Here is a 22,723-nt window from a genome sequence, read left to right as displayed (position 1 = left end):
CCCATCTCTGCCCAGGAAGCAGCCATATCAGAGGGCTGGCGTCCAGAAACGGTCCACGATGATCGTCCAGCACCGGGATATGGCGGTCAGCCGTCTCGCGAGCCGTCATTTACCACTGCAGGGAGCCTCTTCCGTGAGGCCCGCACCAAACACGGGTTGGCGGTGATGGAGGCAGAGTAGGGCGGCGCACTGCTGCCAGCGCGTTCCAAAGATTGCGGGTAACGGCCGGGATCGGAGCTAGGGCCATCCGTTTGCCCGTCAGCCGACATCGATCGGCGCGACGATGACGGCGGGCTTCGCACGCCGGCGAGCATGGCGAGAGCCGGGCCGTCGTAGCCGGTGACTAGCAGGTCGCAGGCCGCTTCGACGAACTCGGCAGCAGCAACAGCACAGCAGCGACAGCGACAGCGACGGTGGCGGCAACAGCGGTGGCGGCAACAGCGGTGGCGGCAATAGCGGTGGCGGCAACAGCGGTGGCGGCAATAGCGGTGGCGGCCGGCGATCCTAAGGGCGGCGACGTTACAGGCCCTGTCGAGGCTTCGGCGGAATCTACGGTTCGATGAGCGCGAATCGTCAGGCGGTACGCAAGGCCGGCATCGCGCGAGTATGCCAGTCGCTCTGGTGGTGTGCTGATGGTCCGGTGATCGCGGGCCGGATGCGGGGGACGGCTCCGGGCGTTTTGCGCTGCCACCATGATGGACATGTCTAAATTGCGCATGATCGCCCTGGTGGCCGCAGGTGCCGCCGCATTCGTCGGGATCAACGCCGGGCCGGCTTCGGCGCAGGCACCGGTTGCTGTGCAGGCCGCCTGGCCGGTCGCTCAGCCGAAGTGCGCGCACCTGGCGCCGGAGGGGGCGGTGTTCGTGACCCGGGTGCAGCCGCCGTTCGGGCTCGGGTACGACGTGTGGCGTCTGACGAACGGCCAGACCGTCAACATCTACTGCTGATCAGTGGTATGAGCGTTTGCCGAGTCGCTGGGCGGTTCTCCAGAGGCTTTCGGCTCGGCGGCTGGCTATCGCTATCGAGGCCGTCGGGTCGGACGGCAGGAACGCGCTGATCGCTCGGCTCACCGGGCCGGCCAGGGGGTTCTCCCGGGTCGGGCCGGGGGCCGGCACGACCACGCCCAGGTAATCGCGGCGTAGCGTGCGCGGAGCGACCACCGAGAGGATGCGGCTCAGGTGGCCGCGCTGGGCGACGATCGCCACCGGACGGCCGTCGCCGAAGTGGCCCTCGTGTTCGGCGCGCAGCAGGTTGGTGACGGTGTCGATCGAGCGGCGTTCGACGCGGATGGCGTCCGGGTCGGCACCCTCGGCCAGGAGCCAGTCGCGCATCAGGTCGGCCTCGGGCACGCCGCGGAAGGTCTCGCCGGGCGCTTCCGGTGTAGTCCAGGGGTCGCCCTTGCCGTCGACGGGAGACTTGTAGCCGGCGCAGACGATCAACCCTCGCCCCAGGTGGCGGTGCAGGGTCAGGGCGATCCGGCAACGGTCGGCACCACCGGGGTTCAGCCCGGCGCCGTCGGCGGACCGGCCGTGCCCGGGCACCAGGACGTGCGCGACCTGGTCCAGGGTCAGGCCGGGTGTCCCCGAAAGCACATGAAGCTCCACAAAAGATCATTTTGCCACTGGGTAGCCCCTGCCGCTCCGGGTACAGCGGCGGAAGAGGCCTGGGAGGCCCCGGCGGAGAAACCCGGGATGCCGCAGCGAGGGCGAAAGACCGCGACAAGAGCGCGAGCCCGACAACAGCGCGAGCCCAACAACAGCGGAAGAAACGCGGAGGAGCCCGAGAGGCCGCGGTGGGAGCGAGCGGAAGGCCACGGCCGAGGACGCCGGGAGGCCGCGGCGGGGCAAACGCGGCGGGAGCCAGAGCCGCGCCGGTACGGCGGTGGTGGCCGGGGACCGGCAGAATCGACGCGTGGAGATCGGGCTGCTCGGGCCGTTGGAGGTTCGGGACGGGGACGGGACGCTGCTGCCGGTGGCGGGCGCGCGGCTGCGTACCCTCGTGGTCCTTCTCGCCCTGGACGCCGGCCGGGAGGTCTCCGCGGACCGGTTGATCGACGGGTTGTGGGGTGAGACGCCGCCCGCCGCCGCACCGAACGCATTGCAGGCACTGGTCTCCCGGCTGCGGCGGGCCGTGCCGGGCCTCGAGGTGACCGCCGCACCGGCCGGATATCGCCTGGTCATCGACCCGGACCGGGTGGACGCGCACCGCTTCGCCCGGCTGGCCGCCACAGCGCCGGCCGAGGCTCTGGCGTTGTGGCGCGGTGACCTGGAGTTTCCGGAGCCGGCGCGGGCCGAGGCGGTCCGTCTGGAGTCGCTACGGCTCTCGGCGCTGCGTGCCCGGCTGGCCACCGAGTCGGTCACCCGGGACGTCGTTCCGGAGCTGGAGGCGCTGGTGGCGGCGCATCCGCTGGACGAGCCGCTGGCCGCGCTGCTGATCCGGGCGCTGTGGCGGGCCGGGAACCGGGGCCGGGCGCTGGAGGTCTTCGACGAGGTCCGGCGGGGGCTCGCCGATCAGCTCGGTGTCGACCCGTCGGCCGAGCTGGCCGGACTGCATCGGGAGCTGCTGCGCGCGGACGGCCCGGAGGGCAATCTGCCGGCCGAGGTGAGCAGTTTCGTCGGCCGGAACGCCGACGTCCGCGCGGTGTGTGCCCTGGTCGGCGCCCATCGGCTGGTCACCCTGACCGGTCCGGGCGGCAGCGGCAAGACGAGGCTTTCGGTCGAGGCCGGCGGTGCGGTTCCGGGTGCGGTGTGGCGGGTGGAGCTAGCTCCGGTACGCGACGCGGCTGATCTCCCGCAGGCGGTGCTGAGCGCACTGCGCCTGCGGGATCACGCGGCGCTGACCCGGCCGGGCACTCAGCGGCAGACCCCGCTGGACCGGCTCCGGGAGGCGGTGGCGAACCGGGAGTTGCTGCTGATCCTGGACAACTGCGAGCACGTGATCGAGGCCGCCGCCGGGCTGGCCGAGGCGCTGCTGCGGGCGGCGCCCGGACTGCGATTGCTGGCGACCAGCCGGGAGCCGCTCGGCATCACGGGTGAGCGGCTGTTCCCGGTGGAGCCACTGGCGCTGCCGGATGCCGGCGCGGATCCGGAGACGGCCGCCGCGGCTCCGGCGGTGCGTCTGCTCCTGGACCGCGCGTCCGGTCTCACGCTGAGCGCGGCGAACGTCGAGCCGGTCGTGCGGATCTGCCGTGCCCTGGACGGCATGCCGCTCGCGATCGAGCTGGCCGCGGCCCGGCTGCGGACCCTGCCGGCGGCGGTTCTGGCGGATCGGCTGGCCGACCGGTTCGGGCTGCTGACCGGTGGCAGCCGGACCGCGCTCCCCCGGCATCGCACGCTGCGTGCCGTGGTCGACTGGAGCTGGGATCTGCTGTCCGAGCCGGAACGGCGGGTGTGGCGGCGGCTCGCGGTGCTTCCGGCCGGAGCCGACGTGACCGCGATCGAGCGGATCTGCGGACCGGATCTGGATCAGCCGGCCGCCCTGGTCGACAAGTCGCTGCTGGTGCTGGGCCCGGACGGCCGCTACCGGATGCTGGAGACGATCCGGGAGTACGGCCTGGAGCGCCTGGACGAGGCCGGTGAGACCGACGAGGCACGCCGGGCGGTCGCGGCGCATCTGCTGGCCGTCGTCCGGGAGGCCGGCCCGTACCTGCGCGGCCCCGATCAGCTGGTGTGGCTACGGCGGCTGGACGAGGAGCACGACAACCTGCACGCCTCGGTCCGGGCCGCGATCGAGGCGGGTGACCGGCGGACGGCGGTGGCTCTCGGCGCCGCGCTCGGCTGGTACTGGTGGCTGCGCGGGCACCGGATGGAGGGCACCGCCCTGTACCGGGAGATGCTGGCCATGCCGGGCGAGGGGGACCGGTCCGAGACGGCGCTCGCTCAGGCGTACATGGCCCTCAACGGTTTTGAAGGGTTGATGAGCCTGCCGGAGATCCGGGAGTCGCTGCGGCGCGCCGATGATCTGGCCGATCCGGATCGTTCCGCGCATCCGGTGCTGCGCCTGCTGCCGACCCTGGTGACGCTCTCGTCCGGGGATCGTGGCGGTGACGGTTTCGGCGGGGCCGTCGGCCTGCTGGACGATCCGGATCCGTGGCTGCGTGCGGTGGCCCGCATGTTCATCGAGCAGATCCGGCTCAACTTCGGGGAGCAGACCGCCACGGCGGAGGACGGGCTGCTCGCGGCTCTGGACGGGTTCCGGGCGGTGGGTGAGCGCTGGGGCATCGGCATGACGCTCACCGCGCTGGCGGATCTCGCGGCCGCGCGTGGCGACTACGCCCGCGCGATCGGGTGGCAGCGGGAGGCGCTGGCGCTGGCCGAGGAGGTCGGCACCCGCGAGGAGTTGCCGCAGCTGACCGTCAAGCTGGCACATCAGTTGTGGCTGGCCGGTGACGCGGAGGACGCCCGCCGGTTGCTCACCCGGGCCGAGGGGTACGCCCGCGAGCCGGGCAACACGGAGATGCTGGCCGCGGTGCGGCACGGGCAGGCCACGTTCGCCCTGGCCGACGGCCGCCCGGACGAGGCCCTGCGGCTGGCCGCCGAGACGCTGCGCCTGGTCGGGCGTGCCACGGTCGCACCGCAGTTCCGGGCGCTGGCGTACAGCACCGCGGGCCGGGCCGAGAGTGCGGCCGGCAACCTGGTGCGGGCCGCTGAGCTGCACGCGGAGGCAATGCGGATCGCCGACGGCGCCCGTGACTCGCCGGTGGTCGCGGCGGTGCTGGCCGCGACGGCGGATCTGGCGATCCGGCAGGGCGAGCCGGTGCGGGCCGCGTTTCTCCTGGGGGCGGCCGATGCGGTACGCGGGACGCGCGACCGTTCCGACGTGGACGCGGAGCGGACCGCCCACGAGGCCCGCGACGCGCTGGGCGGCGCGGGCTTCGAGGCGGCGTACCGGGAGGGCGCGACGGTGACGATGGCGACGGCTCCGGCCGCCGCCGGGTGGGCGCCGGGTTCAGATCCGGCGTCGGAAGGCCCGCACCGCGAGCGGCGCGAAGACCACGAGCAGGCCACCCGCCCAGGCCAGTGACCAGGTGACCGGTCCGGCCACGGGTCCGCCGCTGAGCAGGCCGCGTACCGCGTCGGCCACCACGGTGGTCGGGTTGACCTCGGCGAACGCCTGCAGCCAGCCCGGCATGGTCGCCGGGTCGACGAACGCGCCGCTGGCCATGGTGAGCGGGAAGAACAGCACGAATCCGAAGATCTGCACCTTCTCCGGTGTGCTGACCAGCATCGCCACCAGCACGGACACCCAGGACAGGGCCACCGCGAAGACGAGCAGCAGGCCGATCGCGCCGAGGGTCGCGGCGGGGCCGGTCTCGATCCGGAAGCCCAGCACGATGCCGATCACCAGGAGCAGGGCGACCGCCCAGGCCTGTTTGATCACATCGGCCAGGATGCGGCCGGCGAGCGGCGCGGACCGGGCGATCGGCAGTGACCGGAGCCGGTCGAAGACGCCCTTGGTGATGTCGGTGTTGAGGCCGATCCCGGTGTTCATGGTGGCGAAGATCAGGTTCTGCACGACGATGCCGGGCAGGGCGAAGGTCAGGTACTCGGCGGGGCTGCCGGCCATCGCACCGCCGAAGACGTACGTGAAGAGCAGCAGGAACATGATCGGCTGGACGCTGAAGTCGATCAGCTCGAACGGGTTGTGCTTGATCTGCACCAGGGTCCGCCAGGCCAGCGTCCCGGTGTTGCGCAGCGCCATCGTCGTCACGCGCGTGCTCCCGTCAGGCTGAGAAAGACCTCGTCCAGACTGGGACTGCGCAGTGCCAGTTCGGCCACGGCCAGTCCCTGCTCGTCGAGGTCACGGACGAGTTTCGCGAGTGCGCCGGGGTCACTGACCGGTGCCAGGACCACGTCGCCGGACACGTCGACCGGCCCGGCGGCGACCCGGCCGACCGCTTCGCGGATCCGGCCCGTCTCGTCGATGACGGCCGGGCGCACGGTCACGGTCTGCGCGCCGACGCGCGACTTGAGGTCGGCGGGGGTGCCGGTGGCGATGACCCGGCCGTGGTCGATCACCACGATCTCGCCGGCCAGCTGGTCGGCCTCGTCCAGGTACTGGGTGGTGAGCAGCACGGTGACGCCGTCGGCGACGAGGCCGCGGACGATGTCCCAGACCTCGTTGCGGCTGCGCGGGTCGAGACCGGTGGTGGGTTCGTCGAGGTAGAGGACCCTCGGATCGCCGACCAGGCTGGCCGCCAGGTCGAGGCGGCGGCGCATGCCACCGGAGTACTTGCCGGCGGCCCGTCCGGCGGCGGCGGTGAGCTCGAAGCGTTCCAGCAGGGCGGCGGCGCGGGCGCGGGCGGCCGGGCGGGACAGCCCGAGCAGCCGGCCGATCATGAGCAGGTTCTCGGTGCCGGTCAAGGTCTCGTCGACCGAGGCGTACTGGCCGGTCAGGCCGATCAGCCCACGGACCTCGTGCGGCCGGCGGGCGACGTCGAACCCGCCGACCTCGGCGTGCCCGGCGTCCGGGCGGACCAGGGTGGCCAGGATCCGGACGGCGGTGGTCTTCCCGGCCCCGTTGGGCCCCAGCAGGCCGAGGACCGTGCCCGGGCGCACGGCCAGGTCGACGCCGTCGAGGGCGGTGGTCTCGCCGAAGCGTTTCACCAGCCCTTCGGCGTGGATCGCATAGGTGGTGTCCATGCCGGACACGGTGCTCCCCGGTGCTGACATGGCGCTGATACGTCGATCAGCGCCATGTCAGGTCACGTCAGAGCAGTCGGCTCAGGTCCAGGAAGACCGTCTCGCCGGTCGCGTCGTCGAGCCCGTCGTTGTCGGTGACGGCGTAGGTGCGGCCGTTCCCCGCCACGGCGAGGCCCTCGACCTTGTCCTGCACCCAGCCACCGTCCGCCCTCAACAGCGGCAGGAGGTCCTTGACCAGCTTCTTCGACACGGTCGGGGTGCCGGTCCAGGTCTTGGGCACGTCGAAGGTGTAGATGCGCTTGATCGCGGCGAGCGTGCCGCGCTGGTTGTCGCGCTCGATCACGGCGAACGTGTTCGCGTCGACGGCGACCAGCTCGGACAGTCCGACCCAGCCGGTGGGCGCGGTCTCGAGCGGGTAGAGCAGCCAGGACCAGGTCTTGCTGACCGTGTCGTAGCGGCCGATCCGGGCGGTGTTCGCCGGGTCGCCCTTGACGGCCCGCTGGACGGCCACCCAGACGCTGGCGCCGACCTCGGTGACGCCCTCCAGGCCGTTGCTGGTGATCGCGGCCGCGACGTCGGCGGAGAGCGGGATCTCCTCCTGCACCTCGCCGCGCGCGTTCAGGCGTACCAGAAGGTTGGGGTCCTTGCCCGCGCCGGTGCCCTCGACGGCCAGCCAGTAACCGCCTGCCTTGCGCACCACCAGGCCTTCGACGTCGTAGCCCACCGGCGCTCCGTCCTTGGTGACGGTCAGCTCGCTGTCGATGACGCCGCCGGTGGTGAGGCCGAGGACGCGGGTCGGCGAGTAGACGGCGTCGGTGACGCTCGCCAGCCGGTCCCGGCGGCCGGGAACCGCCGAGAGGGCGGAGAGGGCGCCCCACGGGATGTCGTTCCGCGAAACCAGGGCGGAGTTGCGCGGGGAGCCGAAGCCGTAGACCTGGACGGTGCCGCGGATGCCGATCGAGGCGTCCTCCTCCTCGGAGGAGACGACGACCAGGTTGCGGGACGGGACCGCGACGACGCCCTCGGGGCCGTTGGTGGTCGGCAGGAGCTGCTTGAAGCGCGGCTTGGCCGGGTTCGACACGTCGTAGACGGCGGTGAAGTTGCCGCGCTCCGAGTTGACGAAGACGTACGGGGTCCGGTTGAGGACGGCGAACGCGACGTTCTCGGCCTCGACACCCTTGGCGTCGGAGCGCTTGTCCGGGTACTGGCCGTGGGCGACGGCGAGGTGCTCGAGGCTGTTGCCGGCGTCCCAGACGACCTTGCCGGTCTTCTTGCTGAAGATCGACCAGCCGCGGGAGCCGCCCTCGTAGTCGCCCTCGTTGGCGGTGGCGAACAGGTCGTCGTTGATCCAGGCCACACCGTCGGGCTCGCGCTTCGCGGTGATCGTGCCGTCCAGCGAGATCTTGTCGTCGTCCGTGGTGTCGACCTGAGTGACGGTCACTTCACCGGCACTGAAGTCGGACAAAACGCGCCTGGAACCGAGCGAGACCACGACGAGGTGATTGTTCTCCTGCAGCGAGACGACGGCCTCGTCGCGGGAGTTGATGCTGACGTACTCCGGCTCCGGGTCGGTGGGCGCCACCGCCGACAGACCGGACAGATCAACCCGGGAGACCTTCCAGGTACGGGTGTCGATCACGGCGAGCCAACCGGCCGGGGCCTGCGGGATCGCGCCGCCGCCCGCGTCCTCGTCACGCTCGTTCTCGATGGCGACGGCGATGTAGCGGCCGCTCGGAGCGACGGCGACCGAGTCGGGCTGGCCGCCGAGGTCGATCTCCCTCTTCACCGCGCGGGTCGCGGAGTCGATCACGACGAGCTTGCCGGACGGGGCGGTGAAGCTGGTCCGGGTGTTGACACCGGCGAGCAGCAGGCGGCCCAGGTGCGCCACCGAGGTGGGCTCGCCGCCGACCGCGAGGGTGCCGGCCGGCTTCGGCGCGGACGGGTTGCTGATGTCGACGAATCCGAGGCGTTTACCAGGGCTGTCGGTGTAGACGACCGTGCGGCCGTCCTCGGTGACCGTGGAGATCTCGGCTGCCGCGGTGTCGTCGATCGACGAGTTCAGGTAGGCCGGGAACGTGGAGAGCCGGCGGAATTCCTGCGAGCGGCCGTGCGCGGCCGCCGCGGTGGGCACGGCACCCACCGCGGCCACGGCCACGACGGAGACGACCGCCGAGGTGGTACGGCGTAGAGACATGCGCTCTGACTACGCGATGATCTTGTCCTTCTCGTGGACATCGGACGAACGACGGGTGCCGAGAGGTGTCCAGAGCAGCAGAGCCAGGCCGAACCAGACATAAAGATTGCCGCCGAGCATGTGCAGCGGCGGCCGGGGCGCCTTCTCCCACAGCCACGTGACGTGCGAGGTCATCAGCACGTACGCGGAGGCGCCCAGATAGAACCGGGGCCGGTCGGAGTCGAACACCGACAGGCACCGCACCAGCGCCGGGAGCACCCACACCCAGTGGTGCACCCAGGTGACCGGGCTGATGAGGCAGCTCAGGATGCCGGTGAGGGCCAGGCCGCCGAGCACGTCGTCGGGCGCCTTCGCCACCCGCCACGCCCAGGCGCCGAGGGTCAGCAGCACGCACACGACCCACACCTTCGACTCGATCGTGTCGATCGGCAGACGGGCCAGCAGGCCGCGTTCGGACTGGTTGGACAGGTAGTGCAGCAGCCCGACCCGGTTGGTGTCCCAGAGCGCCGAGGTCCAGAACTCGCGGGACTCGTCCGGGAAGATCGCCCCGGCCAGCAGGGTGACACCGGTGGCCGTGCCGATCGCGGTGCCGGCGGCCCGCCAGCGCCGGGTCACCAGCAGATAGATGATGAAGACGCCGGGCGTCAGCTTGATCGCGGTGGCCAGGCCGATGCCGATTCCGGCCCACTTGCGGCCCTTGGCGAGCCCGAGCAGCATGTCGGCGGCGACCAGGGTCAGCAGGAGCGTGTTGACCTGGCCGAAACTGATCGTTTCGCGCACCGGCTCGAAGGACAGTGCCAGGCAGAGGAAGATCATGAACGTGAAGCCGAGCGGCCAGCCCCGGCTACGGATCAGCGGACCGGTCATCCACCAGACCAGCAGACCCGTGGTGATCACCGTGCCGATCGACGCGAGGATCATGACCATCAACACCGGCAGGGCCGCCATCGGCGACATCACCAGACCGGCGAAGGGCGGATAGGTGAAGCCGTACGGCGTACCCGGGCGAAGGAAGTCGTAGACCATGCCGCCGTCCCGGAACCAGTACACGATCGCCCCGTGATAGACCCGGGAGTCGAAGTACGAGTTACGGAACACCGCTAGAACGATCAGCCCCACCGTGATCGACAGCAAGCCGCCGACTATCGCTTTTCGTTTCATACAGAACTTTCCACACTAGACAACCAACGAGCACGGTCACGACGATCGCTCCCTGCGCTTTCGTCGCCAAGGCCAGGTTGTACCCGTCGGGCAAACAGAGGACTCCGGCCACCGCGCAGGGGGCGGCGAGCCACCGGGTGTCCCCGGGCAGGGTGACCGCCAGGACGGTCAGCGGCCACAGGGCGTACCAGGGATGGAACACCGGGGCCAGCAGGACGGTCGCGGCCAGGGCCAGGCCGGCGTGCAGCACCGGGTCCCGATGGCGCGCCCGCAGCCACAGCCACACCAGGACCGCGGACAGGACGATCATCCCCGCGATCCGGGCGCCGGTCACCGCGCCGGGCACCCCGAGCAGCTCCAGGGTCATGCCGACCGCGGTCGGCGGCGCCGTCCACTGCACCGACACCCCGCTGCCGGACAGGCCGGTCACCCAGCCGAGCCCCAGCCCGGTGCCGAACGACACGGCCGTCAGCGTCGCCACCGCTCCCCCGGCCAGCATCGCCTTGCGGGCCAGGCCCGGGAACAGCAGCGCCACGAACGGCAGCACCACGACCGCTGTCGCCTTCACGCCGACGGCCAGACCCAGCAGCACCCCGGCGAGCAGCACGCGCCGGGACACGGCGGCGAGCAGCCCGCCGGCCAGCAGCGCCACCATCACCGCCTCGTTGTGGGCGCCCGAGATCAGGTGGATCGGCACGAGCGGACAGGCCAGGGCCAGCCACACCGCGCGCTCCGGCGGGACACCGGTGTGGCGTGCCAGCCGCACCAGGCACCATGCCAGCGCCACCACCCCGAGCACCGCGATCCCCCGCAGCAGCGCGACGGTCCCGGTCAGCGAGCCGCCCAGCTCGGCGGCCGCCGCCGCCATCGCCAGGAAGACCGGGCCGTAAGGGGCCGGTGATCCGCGCCACGTCGGCGCCACGGCGTCGGTCCAGGGACAACCCAGAAGATCGACACCACCGGCGTACGGGTCGAGCCCGGCCGCCAGCTGCCAGCCCTGACACGCGTAGGAGTGGACGTCATAACTGCCGAGCGGCAGGAACGGCAGCAGAGGCAGCGCCCACAGAGCGGCAGTCACCAAGGCGTGGCGCAGCGACGGCACCACCCGCCGCCCGGCCCACCAGGCGCCGGTCAGCAGCAGCGTGCCGGCCAGCCAGCAGAGCGGCAGCAACACACCGTCACGCCCGGCGAGGATCGTTCGGGGCGTCACCGTGGGTTCCCACGGACTGCTCGCCCCGCCCAGCCACGCCGCCCCCGCGAGCAGCAGACTGCCTGCCAGCCCCGTGCAGCGGACGACGATCGGACGGGGCATGCCGCAGACCCTACCGTGACAGGCTGCTACCACCGACGTACCGGTATGGTCGGCGGGATGTGGGCCCGGCGACGGCTGGAGTGGAGCGCCGCGCTGGTCGCGACCGCGCTCGGCGTGGTCTACCTGCTGCTCCCGCCGATGGGGTCGGACCTGGCCGCGCAGGTCGCACGGGCCGGGTTCCTCGAAGCACACGGGACGGTGCCGGTCGACCTGCGCTGGTACGCCGGGGTCGAGCAGTTCGGCTACAGCCTGGTGTCACCGGCGGTGATGGCGCTGCTCGGCGTGCGGATCACCGGGGTGCTGACACTGGTCGCCGGTCCGGTGCTGCTGGCCGTGCTGCTGCGGCGCACCGGAGCCGTGCGGCCGGTGGCCGGCGCTCTCCTGGGTGTCGCCGCCTTCGCCGGGAACCTGATCAGCGGGCGGGTGACGTACGGCCTCGGGATCTGTTTCGGCCTCGCGGCCCTGATCGCGCTCACCCTGCCGAACCGCCGCACCCGAGTGGCGGCGGCTGTTCTCCTCGCCCTGCTGTGCGCCGCGACGAGCCCGGTCGCCGGCCTGTTCCTAGGCCTGGCCGGCGTGGCCCTGACCCTGTCAACCCCACCGGCTGGGTCACACCGCTGTCTCACCGCGCCCGGGACAGCGGTACGGCACCGCCGGGGGGCGGGGTTGCTGGTGGCGGTTCCGGCCGCCGTGCCGCTCGCGGTCACCTCGCTGCTGTTCGGGGACGGCGGGTGGATGAACATCAGCCGCACCGACACCGTGCACGCCGTGGTGACCGGCGTGGTCGTGGCTGTTCTCGTGCCGGTGCGGGCGGTGCGGATCGGTGCGCTCCTGTCGTCGGCCGGCGTGCTGGCCGCGTCGCTGATCCACACGCCGGTGGGGCTGAACGCGACACGGCTCGCGGTGATGTTCGCGCTGCCGGTGCTGGCCGCCTGGGCGGTGCTGCCCCGACGGAGATCGACTCCCTCGTGGGCCGTGGTCGTGCTGCTCGCGGTGGTGGCGTGGTGGCAGCCGCCGGTGGTGGCGAACGACATTCGTGACATCGGCAACCCGTCGGCGGATCCGGCGTACTTCCGGCCACTGCTGGACCGGCTGGCCGCCGAGACGCTGACCGGGCGGGTGGAGATCCCGCCGACCCGGTCGTACTGGGAGGCCGCGTCGATGGCGGAGATACCGCTGGCACGGGGGTGGCTGCGGCAGGCCGACATCGACCGGAACCCGCTGTTCTTCACCACCGTGCCGGGCGCGGCCGGGACCGGCGTCGAGCTGAACGCCGACAGCTACCGGGCCTGGCTCGATCATGAGGCCGTCCAGTTCGTGGCGGTGCCCGACGTGGAACTCGCGTGGCCCGGCCGGGACGAGGCCGCGCTGGTGACGGGCGGGTTGCCGTACCTCACCCTGATCTGGACCGGACCGCACTGGCGCCTGTACGCGGTGGCCGCGCCGCGTGCGATCGTCGGCGCCCCGGCCACACTGGTCCGGCAGGACGCCGCGACGATCGTGCTGGACGCGCCGGCCGCCGGGGAGATCGCCGTGCGGGTGCGCCACCACCGCTGGCTGACCGTCTCCGGCGGCGCCACAGTGACCGCCGCCGAGGGCGACTGGACCCGGCTCCGTGTCCCGGCCGCCGGCCGCTACACCCTGACCAGCAGTCTGTTCTAGGGTGCGCCAATGTTCGCGGGGCTCGACGACATCGACTGGGGTTCGCTGGGGCACGTCTCCCGCCTGAACGGGCAATTCGGCGGGGCGGCGCTCAGCTGACGCCGGAACGGCGGGCCTCGCGCTCGGCGCGTTTGCGCTCACGCTGCTCGCGGGTGTAGCGCTTGCGGTTCTCAAGGTCGCGTTTCCACTGCTCACGAGCGAAGTGGTCGGCCCCGTGCACGGCGCCCTTGGTCTGGGCCGGCCCGATCAGCGACCGGAAGAACCAGTCGTCGAACGTGCGGTGAAACCAGGCCTTGAAGCTCGACATGACGTCTCCCGATATGCTTGGTGGTCCAATCATTTGTACACCAACTATTGGTAGGCTGACCACCCATGAGTGACCCGGTCGAGGACCCCCTGGCGCTGGAGCAGCAGGTCTGCTTCGCGCTGTCGGTGGCCGCCCGCAGTGTCGTGGCGATCTACCGGCCCCTGCTCGAACCGATGGGCCTGACACACCCGCAGTACCTCGTGATGCTCGCCCTCTGGCAGCATGCCCCGCTTTCGGTGCGCCGGCTCAGCGAACTTCTGCAACTCGACCCGGGCACCCTTTCCCCACTGCTCAAAAGACTCGAGGCCATCGGGTACGTCCGGCGCGAGCGCGACCGGTCCGACGAGCGGAGCCTCGCGCTCACGCTGACCGAACGCGGCCGGGCCCTGCGCGCCGACGCCGAGAAGATCCCGCCCGCCGTGGTCGAGCGGCTCGGCATGCCGATCGAGGAGCTTCGCCGCGTGCACGAGGCACTGACGCGGGTGATCGCCGCCGCCACCGGCTGACACGGGCAGGTGACCCTCCGCGGCATCCATCCGCCGGCTTCGTTGAGCACGGTGGGAGGACGAGCCGGATGTGGATCTGCGTCAACTGCGGTGCACGCAACATCGGAATGCCGGACCCGTGTACGGCGTGCGAGCGGCCGCGCCGCGAGTCACGGGCCGTGGAGATCTGGAAGCCCGAGCCGGCCGCGCCGCTCTGGATACCGGAGCCGGCCGAGCCCGAGCCACCCTCACGCAGCCGCGTGCTGCCGGCCCTGCCGATCGTCGTGCTCATCGGCGCTCTGGGCACCGCGGCGGTGGTCGGCGGACCGCGCCTGATGGGTGCCGAGCGGCAACCCTTGGCCGCCGCCACCACGGCGCCGGCCCCGGCCGCCTCCCGGACCAGCTCCACGCCGATCCTGGAGGACGCCGAGGTCCGCCTGGTGACCGTGGACCCGGCCGTCGACGACCCCCGCGCCCGTGACGTGGCGGCCATGTTCGACGACTACTTCACCGGCATCAACGAGCGCGACTACCGGGCGGTGGCAAGGGTGCTCGACCCGGCCGGGGAGCTCGATCCGGGCGTACCCGGTCAGCTGAAGGCCTTCGCCAAGGGCACCTCGACCAGCCGGGACTCCGACGTCGTGCTGCGGAGGCTCAGCTCGACGGCGTCGGGGCGGCTGCGGGCCGAGGTGAGCTTCCGCAGCGAGCAGAAGGCCGGTCACGGCCCGCCGGAACGCCCCGACGAGAGCTGCACCCGCTGGGACGTCGTCTACATCCTCACCGTCGACGACGGCGACTATCGCATGCTGCGGAGCGACGGCACGAACCGACCGTGCTGATCAGGCCTCCAGCACCCGTTCCATCGCCGCCCGGGACCGCCGGGTCAGCCGCAGGTAGCGGTCCACGAACTCACCCGGGTCGCCGCCGTCCAGCAGGAGCACCACGCCCGCCAGCTCGACCCCGTGCCGGGGCAGCTGGTCGGTCGGACGGCCACGGACCAGGGTGAGGGCGTTGCGCACCTGCGCCGCGAGCGTCCAGCCGGCCGCCATCTCGGCCGCGTCCGACGCGGCGACCAGGCCCGCCTCCACCGCCGAGGCCAGCGCCTCCAGAGTCCGGGTCTTACGCAGCTCCGGAACCGCGTGGGCGTGCCGCAGCTGGGTGACCTGCACCGCCCACTCGACGTCGGCGAGACCGCCCCGGCCCAGCTTGGTGTGCGTGTGCGGGTCCGCGCCGCGGGGCAGCCGCTCGGTCTCCACCCGGGCCTTGATCCGGCGGATCTCGGTGACCTGTTCACGGGTCAGGCCGCCGGCCGGATAGCGCACACCGTCGGCCAGGACCTCGAACCGCCGTCCCAGGTCGGCGTCACCGCCGACGAACCGGGCCCGCAGCAGCGCCTGCGCCTCCCACACCTTCGACCAGCGCTCGTAGTACTGCCGGTAGGCCTGAAGGCTTCGCACCAGTGAACCCTGACGCCCCTCCGGGCGCAGGTCGGCGTCCACCCCGAGCGCCGGGTCGGGGGCGGGCGCGTTCAGCAGGCGGCGCATCTCCTCGGCGATCGCGTGCGCCGCCCCGCTGGCCTCGCCCTCCGGGCAGCCGGCCGGTGGCTCGTAGACGAAGAGCACGTCGGCGTCCGACGGGTAGCTCATCTCGTAGCTGCCTAGCCTGCCCATGCCGATGACGGCGAACCGCAACCCCTCCGGGCCGGGTTTCGCGCGATGGGCGATCCGCAGGGCCGCGTTGAGGGTGGCGTCGGTGACGTCGGAGAGCGCCACACCGATCTCCTCGACCGACAACGGGCGCTCCGGCGCCAGGTCACCGCCCTGACTCAGGATGTCGGCGCAGGCCAGCCGGAACAGCTCACGGCGGCGCAGCGCGCGGACCGCGGCGATCGCCTTGACCGGGTCGGCGTGCCGCTCCCCGGCCGCGGCGAACCCGTCGAGCAGCGACTCGCGGGGCCGTGGCTGCAGCTCGGCGTCGTCGGCGAGCAGTCGCAGCGCCTCCGGGTCGCGGGTCAGCAGGTCGGTGGCGTACCGGGAGAGGCTCAGGACCCGGGCCAGGCGGCGTGCCACCGGGCCGCCGTCGCGCAGCAGGCGCAAATACCACGGTGTGCTGCCCAGCTTGTCCGACACCTGGCGGTAGCTGAGCAGGCCACGGTCGGGTTCCGGGGCGTCGGCGAAGTCCTGCAGCAGCATCGGCAGCAGCGTGCGCTGAATCGCCGACGTCCGGGTCACGCCGCCGGTCAGCGCCTCCAGGTGACGCAGCGCGCCGGCCGGGTCGGCGAAACCGAGGATCTCCAGCCGCTTGCGGGCCGACTCGGTCGTCATCCGCAGTTCCTCGGCCGGCACCCGGGCGACCGCCTCCAGCAGCGGGCGGTAGAGCAGCTTCACGTGCAGGCGGCGGACGTTCGCGGCGTGGCCCACCCAGTCCGAGCGGAACGCCTCGACGGCGTCGCGGCCGGGCAGGGCGGTGTAGCCGAGGGCGGCCGCCAGCCAGCGCAGACCGCCCGGGTCATCAGGCACGGTGTGCGTACGTTTGAGCTGCTGAAGTTGGAGGCGGTGCTCGACACCGCGCAGGAAGCGGTAACCGCGCAGCAGCGTCTCGCCGTCCTCGCGGCCGACGTACCCGCCGGTGACCAGGGCCCGCAGCGCCGGCAGGGTCCCGCCGCCGCGCAGCGTCTCGTCGACCCGGCCGTGCACCAGCTGGAGCAGCTGGACCGCGAACTCGATGTCACGCAGGCCGCCCGGACCGCGTTTGATCTCGCGGTCCAGTTCCTTCTTCGGGATGTTGTCGATGATCTTGCGGCGCATGTCGCGGACGTCGGCGACCGCCTCGGGCCGTTCGGCGGCGTGCCAGACCAGCGGCGCCAGGTCGGCGATCCACTCCTGCGCCAGGGCCAGGTCACCGGCGGCCGGACGGGCCTTGAGCAGCGCCTGGAACTCCCACGTGCGGGCCCAGCGGCGATAGTAGGCCTGATGGCTGGCCAGCGTGCGGACCAGCGGGCCACGGCTGCCCTCCGGGCGCAGCGCGGCGTCCACCGGCCAGGCCACCTGGCCGCAGATCTCGATCAGCCGGGCCGCGATCGTGGTACCGGCCTGCAGATCCTCGTCGCCGGCGGCCACGAAGATCACGTCGACGTCGGAGACGTAGTTGAGCTCGTTGCCGCCGCACTTGCCCATCGCCACGACCGCGAGCCGCGGCTCGGCCACCGACGACGGCAGGGCGGCGACGGCGATCGAGTAGGCGACGGCCAGGGTCTCGTCGGCCAGGCGGGACAGGGCGGCCATGGTGGGCTCCAGGCCGCGGCCCGCCGTCAGGTCGGCGGCAGCGATACGCAAGAGCGAGATGCGGTACGCCTTACGCAGCGCCGGCACGGTCAGGTCCTCGAAGTCGGCCAGCCCGCCGTCGGCGTCCGGGGGCATGCCGCTGCGCCCGGTGGCCAGGGTGCGCCACTCCTCCGGGTTGGCGACCAGGTGGTCGCCGAGCGCCGACGACGCGCCGAGCACCGCGACGAGCCGCCGCCGCAACCCGTGGTCCTCGGACATCTCGCCGAGCAGCTCCTCGGCCTTCTTGCCGCTCCGCTCCGCCGACTCGACCACCCGGTGCAGCTGACGCAGCGCCAGGTTGGGGTCGGCGGCCTTGGAGAGCGCCTCCAGCAGGCTCGCGGCCCGCTCGTCGACCGGGGCCTGCGCCTCGGTGTCCCACAGCCTCAGCCCGCCCGGCCCGAGCAGGTCGGTGGCGCGGGCGCCGTTGTCGGCGAAGCCGTACCGGGCGAGGCGGGTGGGCCTGGTCATCACTGCCCCAGCAGGGGCAGGGTCCGGCCGGTGGGGTTCGGTATGTCGGCGTCGGCCAGCGTGCCGAGCGCGAGGGAGGCGAACCGCATGGCGAACGGCTGCCACACCTCCTCCACGTCGGCCAGCGCCCCGGCGGTGGCCTGCACCACGGCCTCCGGGTCGTAGCCGAGCTCGGCCAGCGTGGCGCTGTCGCTGCGCGCCCAGTCGGCGATCATCTCGGCGTCGCACTCGATGTGGAACTGCAGGCCCCAGGCCCGGTCGCCGATCCGGAACGCCTGGTGCGGGAACCGGCTCGACGCGGCGAGCAGCACCGCGTTCATCGGCAGCTCGGTGATCTCGTCGCGGTGCCACTGAAGCACGTCGGGCAGCAGCGGAACCCACTTGAACAGCGGGTCGTCGTCGGCCGCGTCCCGTTTGGCGACCAGGCCGGGACCGATCTCCGGCCCGGCCGTGCCGCGCTCCACGGTGCCGCCGTGCGCGTGCGCGAGCAACTGGCCGCCGAGGCAGACGCCGAGGGTGGGCACGCGGTACCGGACCGCCTTGCGCAACAGCCCCTCCAGCTGCGGGAACCAGGGCGCGCCCGGCTCGCCGGCGTGGTCGGGGAAGGCGTTCTGATCGCCGCCCAGCACGATCAGCGCCAGGAAGCCGTCCAGGGTCTCCGGCAGCGGATCACCGGCGTACGGCCGGAGCACGGTGAGCTCCAGCCCGGCCTCGGTGAGCCAGTCCCCGAGCCGTCGGAGGTCGTCGCTGGGGTCGTTCTCGATGACTAGTGCGGTGGCCACACGTCGAGGCTAACGGGTGCTGTTTGAATGAGGCATGCTCGCCGCCGTGATCACCGCCTTCGGCGGTCCCGACGTGTTCGCGCTGACCGAGATCCCGGAGCCCGCGGGCGACGTCGTCGACGTGACGCTGGCCGGGGTGAACTACGCCGACGTCCACCGGCGGCGCGGGGAGTACGAGAAGCCGCCCCTACCCGCCGTGCTGGGCGCCGACGTGGTCGGCCGGCGCCGTTCCGACGGCCGGCGCGTCGCCGCCCTGCTGCGCGGTGGTGGTGGATACGCGCAGGTGGCGCCGGCCCAGCACGTGGTCGAGGTGCCCGGCGACGTCAGCGACGAGCAGGCGCTGGCCGTGCTCGAGCAGGGTCTGACGGCCTGGCACAGCCTGCACACCCTCGGCCGGGTCACCGCCGACGACGTGGTGGTCGTGACCGCGGGCGCCGGCGGGGTCGGGCATCTCGCCGTCCAGCTGGCCCGGGCGGCCGGGGCACGGGTGATCGCGCTGGCCTCGTCACCGGCGAAGCGGGCGCTCGCCGCTCAGCTCGGTGCGCACGCCACGGTCGACTCCCGGCATCCGGACCTCGGCGCGGCTCTCGACGAGACGCCGACCCTGGTGCTGGACAGCGTGGGCGGGCGTACGTTCGAGCAGCTGCACGCTGCCCTGGCGCCGTTCGGGCGGATCGTGGCGTACGGCGGCGCCAGTGAAGTCGCGAACACGGTCGCGGTGGACGACCTGATGACGGCCTCGACCGGGGTGCTCGGGTTCTGGCTGCAGCGGGTGCTCGACGACCCCGAGCTCTACCGGATCAGCGCGGCCCGGCTGTTCCACCTGGCCGGGCGGGGTGTGCTGACCGCACGGATCGGGGGCCGCCATCCGCTCTCGGCGGTCGGCCGGGCGCACGCCGACCTGGAGAGCCGGGTCACGTCCGGCAAGCTCGTGATCGACGTGCACCGCCTGGCCTAGGAGCTCGGGGGTGTCCACCTCGCGACGACCTCGTCGTCCTCGGTCTCGCCGGTCTCCACGAAGCCCATCGAGAGGTACAGGTCGCGGGCCGCGGTGTTGGCCGGCTGGTAGCTCAGCGCCACGTTCGGGGTGCCCGGCTCGGCGATCAGACGTTCGCGCAGCTGCCGGACGATCTCGCGGCCGATGCCCCGGCGCTGCTTCCCGGCGTCCACCACGAGGCCGCCGATCCACCGGCTGCCGTCGTCGTCGACGCCCCAGATCACGAACCCGACCACCTCGTCATCGCGGACCGCGGCGAGCGGCTTCCACGTGTCGCCGTAGTGGCACATGCACAGGTAGTAGGTGACCTCGGCGACGAACTGCTCCTGGTCGGGGTGGACGGTGAGGGCGGCGCAGTCGCGCCAGTTGGCCGGGGTGACCGGTTCGAGTCTGATCTCTGCCATTCGGGTGATCTTGCCAAAGTCCGGAAACACCGACAGGACGGTGTCGCGGCGGTCCCGCAGAGTCGTGGTGAGTCACGAATCCACGAGGGAGATGAGCATGTCCGCAGTCAACGGGATCGCCTGGTTCCAGATCGGCTCCGACCAGCCGGAGCAGGCCGCACGCTTTTACGGTGAGGTGTTCGGGTGGACCTTCGCCGACGACGAGGCGGCCGGAGCCGCGTACCGCATCATCACCACCCCGGCCGAGGATGGTCTGCAGGGCGGGCTCGCCGACACCCGCGGCGAGAGCCCGAACCACGCCGTCTTCTCGGTGCTGGTGGCCGACGTCGACGCCACCTGCGAGCAGGCCGAGGCGACCGGCGGCAAGGTGCTGATCAAGCGGAGCACGCCGAGCGGGATCGTCATCGCGCACCTGCTCGACCCGTCGGGCAACCAGTTCCAGGTGTTCACCCCGCCGGCCGCCTGAGGCGCCGGATCAGCTCAGGTCAGGGTCAGCGGGCGGAGCCGGTGTGGGATGTCCACACCGGCTTCGTCCAGTGATCGGGGCCGCACCGTCTCGCGGGTCGGGGTCACCGAGGTGATCCGGTCCGGCCGGAAGACCCGCACCGAGTGGCGCAACCGGCACCAGGCGATCAGATACCACCGGTCGCGGACCCCGACGTAGCCCAGCGGCTCGATCTCGCGATACGTCTCGGCGCCGTGCCGGTCGGCATATCCGATCCGCAGCACGCAGCCCAGCGGCAGTGCGCCGCCGCCCAGACGCGGCAGGGCGGCCGCCGGCACGTCACCGGCCAGCTGGATGCGGTCGGCCAGCTCGCGGGCCGCCGCCACGTCCTCCGGGCGCATCGCGGCCAGCACCTTGCGCAGCGCGCTCGCCGCCGGCTGGCGGAACGGTGTGCCGGCCATGCTGCGCAGCGCCAGCGCCATGGCGACCGCCTCCTCGGGCGTGAGGTTGACCGGTGGCAGCGTGTGCGTGCGGTCCAGGCAGTAGCCGCCGGTGCGGCCGGTCTCGGCGTAGACCGGGGTGCCGGACTGCTGGAGCGCGGAGATGTCGCGCTCCACCGTGCGCACGCTCACCTCGAAGCGCTGCGCCAGCCAGCGGGCGCTGCGCGGACGCGGCGCGACCGCCCTCAGCTCCTCGACGAGGGCGTACAGCCGATCGGTACGGTTCACCCCGCGAACGCTAGACCGGGGGTACGACAGAACGGCCGTGGCGGGTGGCCCCGCCACGGCCCGGCCCGTCAGGAGATGCAGGCGCAGACGATCAGGGCCGCCCCGAAATGCGACGCGGCGCTGACCAGGGCACCCGGGTGGCGGTCCTGGGTACAGATGACCTCGCCCAGCTTGCCCGGGGTCAGCCAGTCCAGCACCAGGAAGGCCAGGCCCATGATGCCGATCCCGATGATGCCGAACAGGGCGGTGGAGGCCAGTCCCTGCCCGAACGACTCGTAGGTGGTGAAGATCGAGGTGAAGACGATGGCGGCGATGCCCAGCTGATTGGCCGCCAGCAGTAGCGCCGCGTTCGGGTTGCGCTCCACCCAGATCAGATCCCGCAGCTTGCCCGGCGTCAGCACGTCGATCAGAACGAACCCGACGGCCATCAACCCGATGCCGATGCCGCCGAACACTATGCTGCGCCCGGCACCCTCAAGCAGATCCTCCAGCACGTCTTCTCCCTCGTCATATGTGGTCCGCACAAGACCGTATCGGAGCCGATCTACCGAGTCGATCGGACTACCGGAGCCGCGGTGACGTTTTTACGTAAACGTGCGCTGTACCAGGGGAGCCCGCATGCGGTGTGAGGGCGGAGCGAGGCGCGGAGGTCGTTGGATGGTGGCACCGGAGGGCCTCGACGCCGTGGTGCTGGCGGCGCAGTCGGGTGACGACACGGCGTTCCGCCTGCTCTACCGCACCCAGCAGCCGGCGCTGTTGCGTTACCTGCGGGTGCTGGTCGGAGAGGACGCCGAGGACGTCGCCTCCGAGGCCTGGCTGCAGATCGCCCGCGACCTGGGTGCGTTCTCCGGCGACTGGGACGGGTTCCGGGGCTGGACCGCCACCATCGCGCGGCACCGGGCCATGGACCTGCTCCGGGCCCAGCGCCGCCGGCCGCAGACGAGCGCCCCGGTCGAGTTCCTGACCGAGCTGAGCGCCGGCGACGACACCGCCGACCGCGCGATGGAACTGGTCACCACCGACGCGGCGCTCGCGCTGATCGCGACGCTGCCGCCGGAACAGGCCGAGGCGGTGATGCTCCGGGTGGTGGTCGGCCTCGACGCGCGCGCCACCGGGAAGATCCTCGGACGGCGGGCGGGCGCTGTCCGTACCGCCGCCTATCGGGGGTTGAAGCAGTTGGCCGCCAGGCTCGCCCAGCAGGCGCCACAACGCCCGCCCGAACCCCGGAGACCGGCCTCATGGACCACCACGGTGACAACTTCGGCGGCCGCGGCGCTGAAGGAGGTGAGTTGACATCTCCCCGCTCTGAAGGGACGCGGATTCCACTGGGTCGCCCCAGAGTCTTTCCTGCTTCATCGCCGATTGCCTGCCCGGGAGGAGGTTCCCCGTTGAGGTCTGACATCAGCTCCACAGGCCGTCACCGCCAGCCCGGCGTCGGACAAGGTCAGCAGCCGGTTGACTCCGGCATCAATCCCGACCGCCGTCGCCGCGGATGGGGCAGTGGTGGCGGGGACCTCGACACGCAGCGACACGAACCAGCGACCGGCCCGATCCTGGCTGACCGTAACCGTCGACGGCACGGCACCATCCGGGATCTGCCGCGACCACACCACCTTCAGCGGTGTGTCCGTCAGCTTCGCCAGCCGCAACTCACCATTCCGGAACGTGAAAGCACTCGCGGTGAATTCCGCCGACCGCCGCGACCGCTTCCGGGATTTGAACCGCGGGAACCGGCACTCGCGTTTGAAGAATTTCGTGTAGGCGGTATCCAGGTGTCGCAACGCCTGTTGCAACGGCACACACGACACCTCGTT

General features: G+C 72.0%; 21 protein-coding genes. 8 read left to right on the top strand and 13 right to left on the bottom strand.

The window, feature by feature from the left end; all coding sequences use genetic code 11:
• Positions 1 to 701: 701 nt before the first annotated feature.
• Positions 702 to 947, top strand: coding sequence for a hypothetical protein (locus CLV67_RS09285; RefSeq protein WP_146169032.1), 246 nt, complete (start codon positions 702 to 704; stop codon positions 945 to 947).
• On the opposite strand, the gene CLV67_RS09280 is transcribed toward CLV67_RS09285, so the two are convergent.
• Complete coding sequence (locus tag CLV67_RS09280) at positions 948 to 1,592, bottom strand: YdcF family protein (protein WP_170153794.1); 645 nt, start codon at positions 1,590 to 1,592, stop codon at positions 948 to 950.
• Between the two features lie 319 nt (positions 1,593 to 1,911).
• Here CLV67_RS09280 and CLV67_RS09275 point away from each other — a divergent pair, with 319 nt between their 5' ends.
• Positions 1,912 to 5,022 (top strand): AfsR/SARP family transcriptional regulator, encoded by a 3,111-nt coding sequence (locus CLV67_RS09275; RefSeq protein ID WP_106316760.1) that lies wholly within the window; start codon positions 1,912 to 1,914, stop codon positions 5,020 to 5,022.
• On the opposite strand, the gene CLV67_RS09270 is transcribed toward CLV67_RS09275, so the two are convergent.
• The 5 genes from CLV67_RS09270 to mptB form a co-directional block, all read right to left on the bottom strand.
• Positions 4,948 to 5,700, bottom strand: coding sequence for an ABC transporter permease (locus CLV67_RS09270; RefSeq protein WP_106317131.1), 753 nt, complete (start codon positions 5,698 to 5,700; stop codon positions 4,948 to 4,950). The genes CLV67_RS09275 and CLV67_RS09270 overlap by 75 nt on opposite strands.
• Before the next feature lie 5 nt (positions 5,701 to 5,705).
• On the bottom strand, positions 5,706 to 6,641 hold the full coding sequence (locus CLV67_RS09265) for an ATP-binding cassette domain-containing protein (protein WP_203737049.1): 936 nt from the start codon (positions 6,639 to 6,641) through the stop codon (positions 5,706 to 5,708).
• Between the two features lie 67 nt (positions 6,642 to 6,708).
• The gene (locus CLV67_RS09260) at positions 6,709 to 8,835 is read right to left on the bottom strand and encodes an esterase-like activity of phytase family protein (RefSeq protein WP_106316758.1); all 2,127 of its coding nucleotides are present in this window, start codon (positions 8,833 to 8,835) and stop codon (positions 6,709 to 6,711) included.
• Positions 8,836 to 8,844: 9 nt separating this feature from the next.
• Entirely contained in the window at positions 8,845 to 9,933 is a 1,089-nt protein-coding gene (locus CLV67_RS09255) for a glycosyltransferase 87 family protein (protein ID WP_249037940.1), read from the bottom strand.
• The gene (gene mptB / locus CLV67_RS09250) at positions 9,923 to 11,308 is read right to left on the bottom strand and encodes a polyprenol phosphomannose-dependent alpha 1,6 mannosyltransferase MptB (RefSeq protein ID WP_106316756.1); all 1,386 of its coding nucleotides are present in this window, start codon (positions 11,306 to 11,308) and stop codon (positions 9,923 to 9,925) included. The genes CLV67_RS09255 and mptB overlap by 11 nt, the downstream gene beginning before the upstream one ends.
• A gap of 57 nt (positions 11,309 to 11,365) precedes the next feature.
• Between mptB and CLV67_RS09245 the strand changes: the two genes are divergently transcribed.
• Positions 11,366 to 12,970: a hypothetical protein gene (locus CLV67_RS09245; protein ID WP_106317129.1), complete on the top strand. Its 1,605-nt coding sequence runs from the start codon at positions 11,366 to 11,368 to the stop codon at positions 12,968 to 12,970.
• A 91-nt stretch (positions 12,971 to 13,061) separates the two neighbouring features.
• On the opposite strand, the gene CLV67_RS09240 is transcribed toward CLV67_RS09245, so the two are convergent.
• On the bottom strand, positions 13,062 to 13,277 hold the full coding sequence (locus CLV67_RS09240) for a hypothetical protein (RefSeq protein WP_106316755.1): 216 nt from the start codon (positions 13,275 to 13,277) through the stop codon (positions 13,062 to 13,064).
• A 65-nt stretch (positions 13,278 to 13,342) separates the two neighbouring features.
• Here CLV67_RS09240 and CLV67_RS09235 point away from each other — a divergent pair, with 65 nt between their 5' ends.
• On the top strand, positions 13,343 to 13,783 hold the full coding sequence (locus CLV67_RS09235; protein ID WP_106316754.1) for a MarR family winged helix-turn-helix transcriptional regulator: 441 nt from the start codon (positions 13,343 to 13,345) through the stop codon (positions 13,781 to 13,783).
• A gap of 158 nt (positions 13,784 to 13,941) precedes the next feature.
• Complete coding sequence (locus CLV67_RS09230) at positions 13,942 to 14,601, top strand: hypothetical protein (RefSeq protein ID WP_146169031.1); 660 nt, start codon at positions 13,942 to 13,944, stop codon at positions 14,599 to 14,601.
• Here CLV67_RS09230 and CLV67_RS09225 read toward each other — a convergent pair whose 3' ends face one another.
• Together CLV67_RS09225 and CLV67_RS09220 are read right to left on the bottom strand one after the other, a co-directional pair.
• A complete protein-coding gene (locus CLV67_RS09225; protein WP_106317127.1) occupies positions 14,602 to 17,553 on the bottom strand; it encodes a bifunctional [glutamine synthetase] adenylyltransferase/[glutamine synthetase]-adenylyl-L-tyrosine phosphorylase in 2,952 nt (983 codons plus the stop codon).
• Positions 17,553 to 18,335: a type 1 glutamine amidotransferase gene (locus CLV67_RS09220; protein WP_106316752.1), complete on the bottom strand. Its 783-nt coding sequence runs from the start codon at positions 18,333 to 18,335 to the stop codon at positions 17,553 to 17,555. Before CLV67_RS09220 ends, CLV67_RS09225 begins: the two co-directional genes overlap by 1 nt.
• A gap of 34 nt (positions 18,336 to 18,369) precedes the next feature.
• Here CLV67_RS09220 and CLV67_RS09215 point away from each other — a divergent pair, with 34 nt between their 5' ends.
• On the top strand, positions 18,370 to 19,293 hold the full coding sequence (locus tag CLV67_RS09215; protein WP_106316751.1) for a quinone oxidoreductase family protein: 924 nt from the start codon (positions 18,370 to 18,372) through the stop codon (positions 19,291 to 19,293).
• Here CLV67_RS09215 and CLV67_RS09210 read toward each other — a convergent pair.
• The gene (locus CLV67_RS09210; protein ID WP_106316750.1) at positions 19,290 to 19,736 is read right to left on the bottom strand and encodes a GNAT family N-acetyltransferase; all 447 of its coding nucleotides are present in this window, start codon (positions 19,734 to 19,736) and stop codon (positions 19,290 to 19,292) included. The genes CLV67_RS09215 and CLV67_RS09210 overlap by 4 nt on opposite strands.
• A 97-nt stretch (positions 19,737 to 19,833) precedes the next feature.
• On the opposite strand from CLV67_RS09210, the gene CLV67_RS09205 reads away from it, so the two are divergent.
• Positions 19,834 to 20,202, top strand: a complete 369-nt coding sequence (locus CLV67_RS09205; RefSeq protein ID WP_106316749.1) for a VOC family protein — start codon at positions 19,834 to 19,836, stop codon at positions 20,200 to 20,202.
• 14 nt (positions 20,203 to 20,216) lie between these two features.
• Here CLV67_RS09205 and CLV67_RS09200 read toward each other — a convergent pair whose 3' ends face one another.
• Together CLV67_RS09200 and CLV67_RS09195 are read right to left on the bottom strand one after the other, a co-directional pair.
• Positions 20,217 to 20,909: a helix-turn-helix transcriptional regulator gene (locus CLV67_RS09200; RefSeq protein ID WP_106316748.1), complete on the bottom strand. Its 693-nt coding sequence runs from the start codon at positions 20,907 to 20,909 to the stop codon at positions 20,217 to 20,219.
• Positions 20,910 to 20,977: 68 nt separating this feature from the next.
• Entirely contained in the window at positions 20,978 to 21,403 is a 426-nt protein-coding gene (locus CLV67_RS09195) for a DUF350 domain-containing protein (protein ID WP_106316747.1), read from the bottom strand.
• A 163-nt stretch (positions 21,404 to 21,566) separates the two neighbouring features.
• On the opposite strand from CLV67_RS09195, the gene CLV67_RS09190 reads away from it, so the two are divergent.
• The gene (locus CLV67_RS09190) at positions 21,567 to 22,202 is read left to right on the top strand and encodes an RNA polymerase sigma factor (RefSeq protein ID WP_106316746.1); all 636 of its coding nucleotides are present in this window, start codon (positions 21,567 to 21,569) and stop codon (positions 22,200 to 22,202) included.
• Positions 22,203 to 22,261: 59 nt separating this feature from the next.
• Here CLV67_RS09190 and CLV67_RS09185 read toward each other — a convergent pair whose 3' ends face one another.
• The gene (locus tag CLV67_RS09185) at positions 22,262 to 22,708 is read right to left on the bottom strand and encodes a transposase (RefSeq protein WP_146169030.1); all 447 of its coding nucleotides are present in this window, start codon (positions 22,706 to 22,708) and stop codon (positions 22,262 to 22,264) included.
• Between the last annotated feature and the right edge of the window lie 15 nt (positions 22,709 to 22,723).

The organism is Actinoplanes italicus, from assembly GCF_003001815.1.
GTDB classification, from domain to species: domain Bacteria; phylum Actinomycetota; class Actinomycetes; order Mycobacteriales; family Micromonosporaceae; genus Actinoplanes; species Actinoplanes italicus.
The sequence above is the reverse complement of the archived record's forward strand: the minus strand, read 5'-3'. Positions and strand labels throughout refer to the sequence as shown.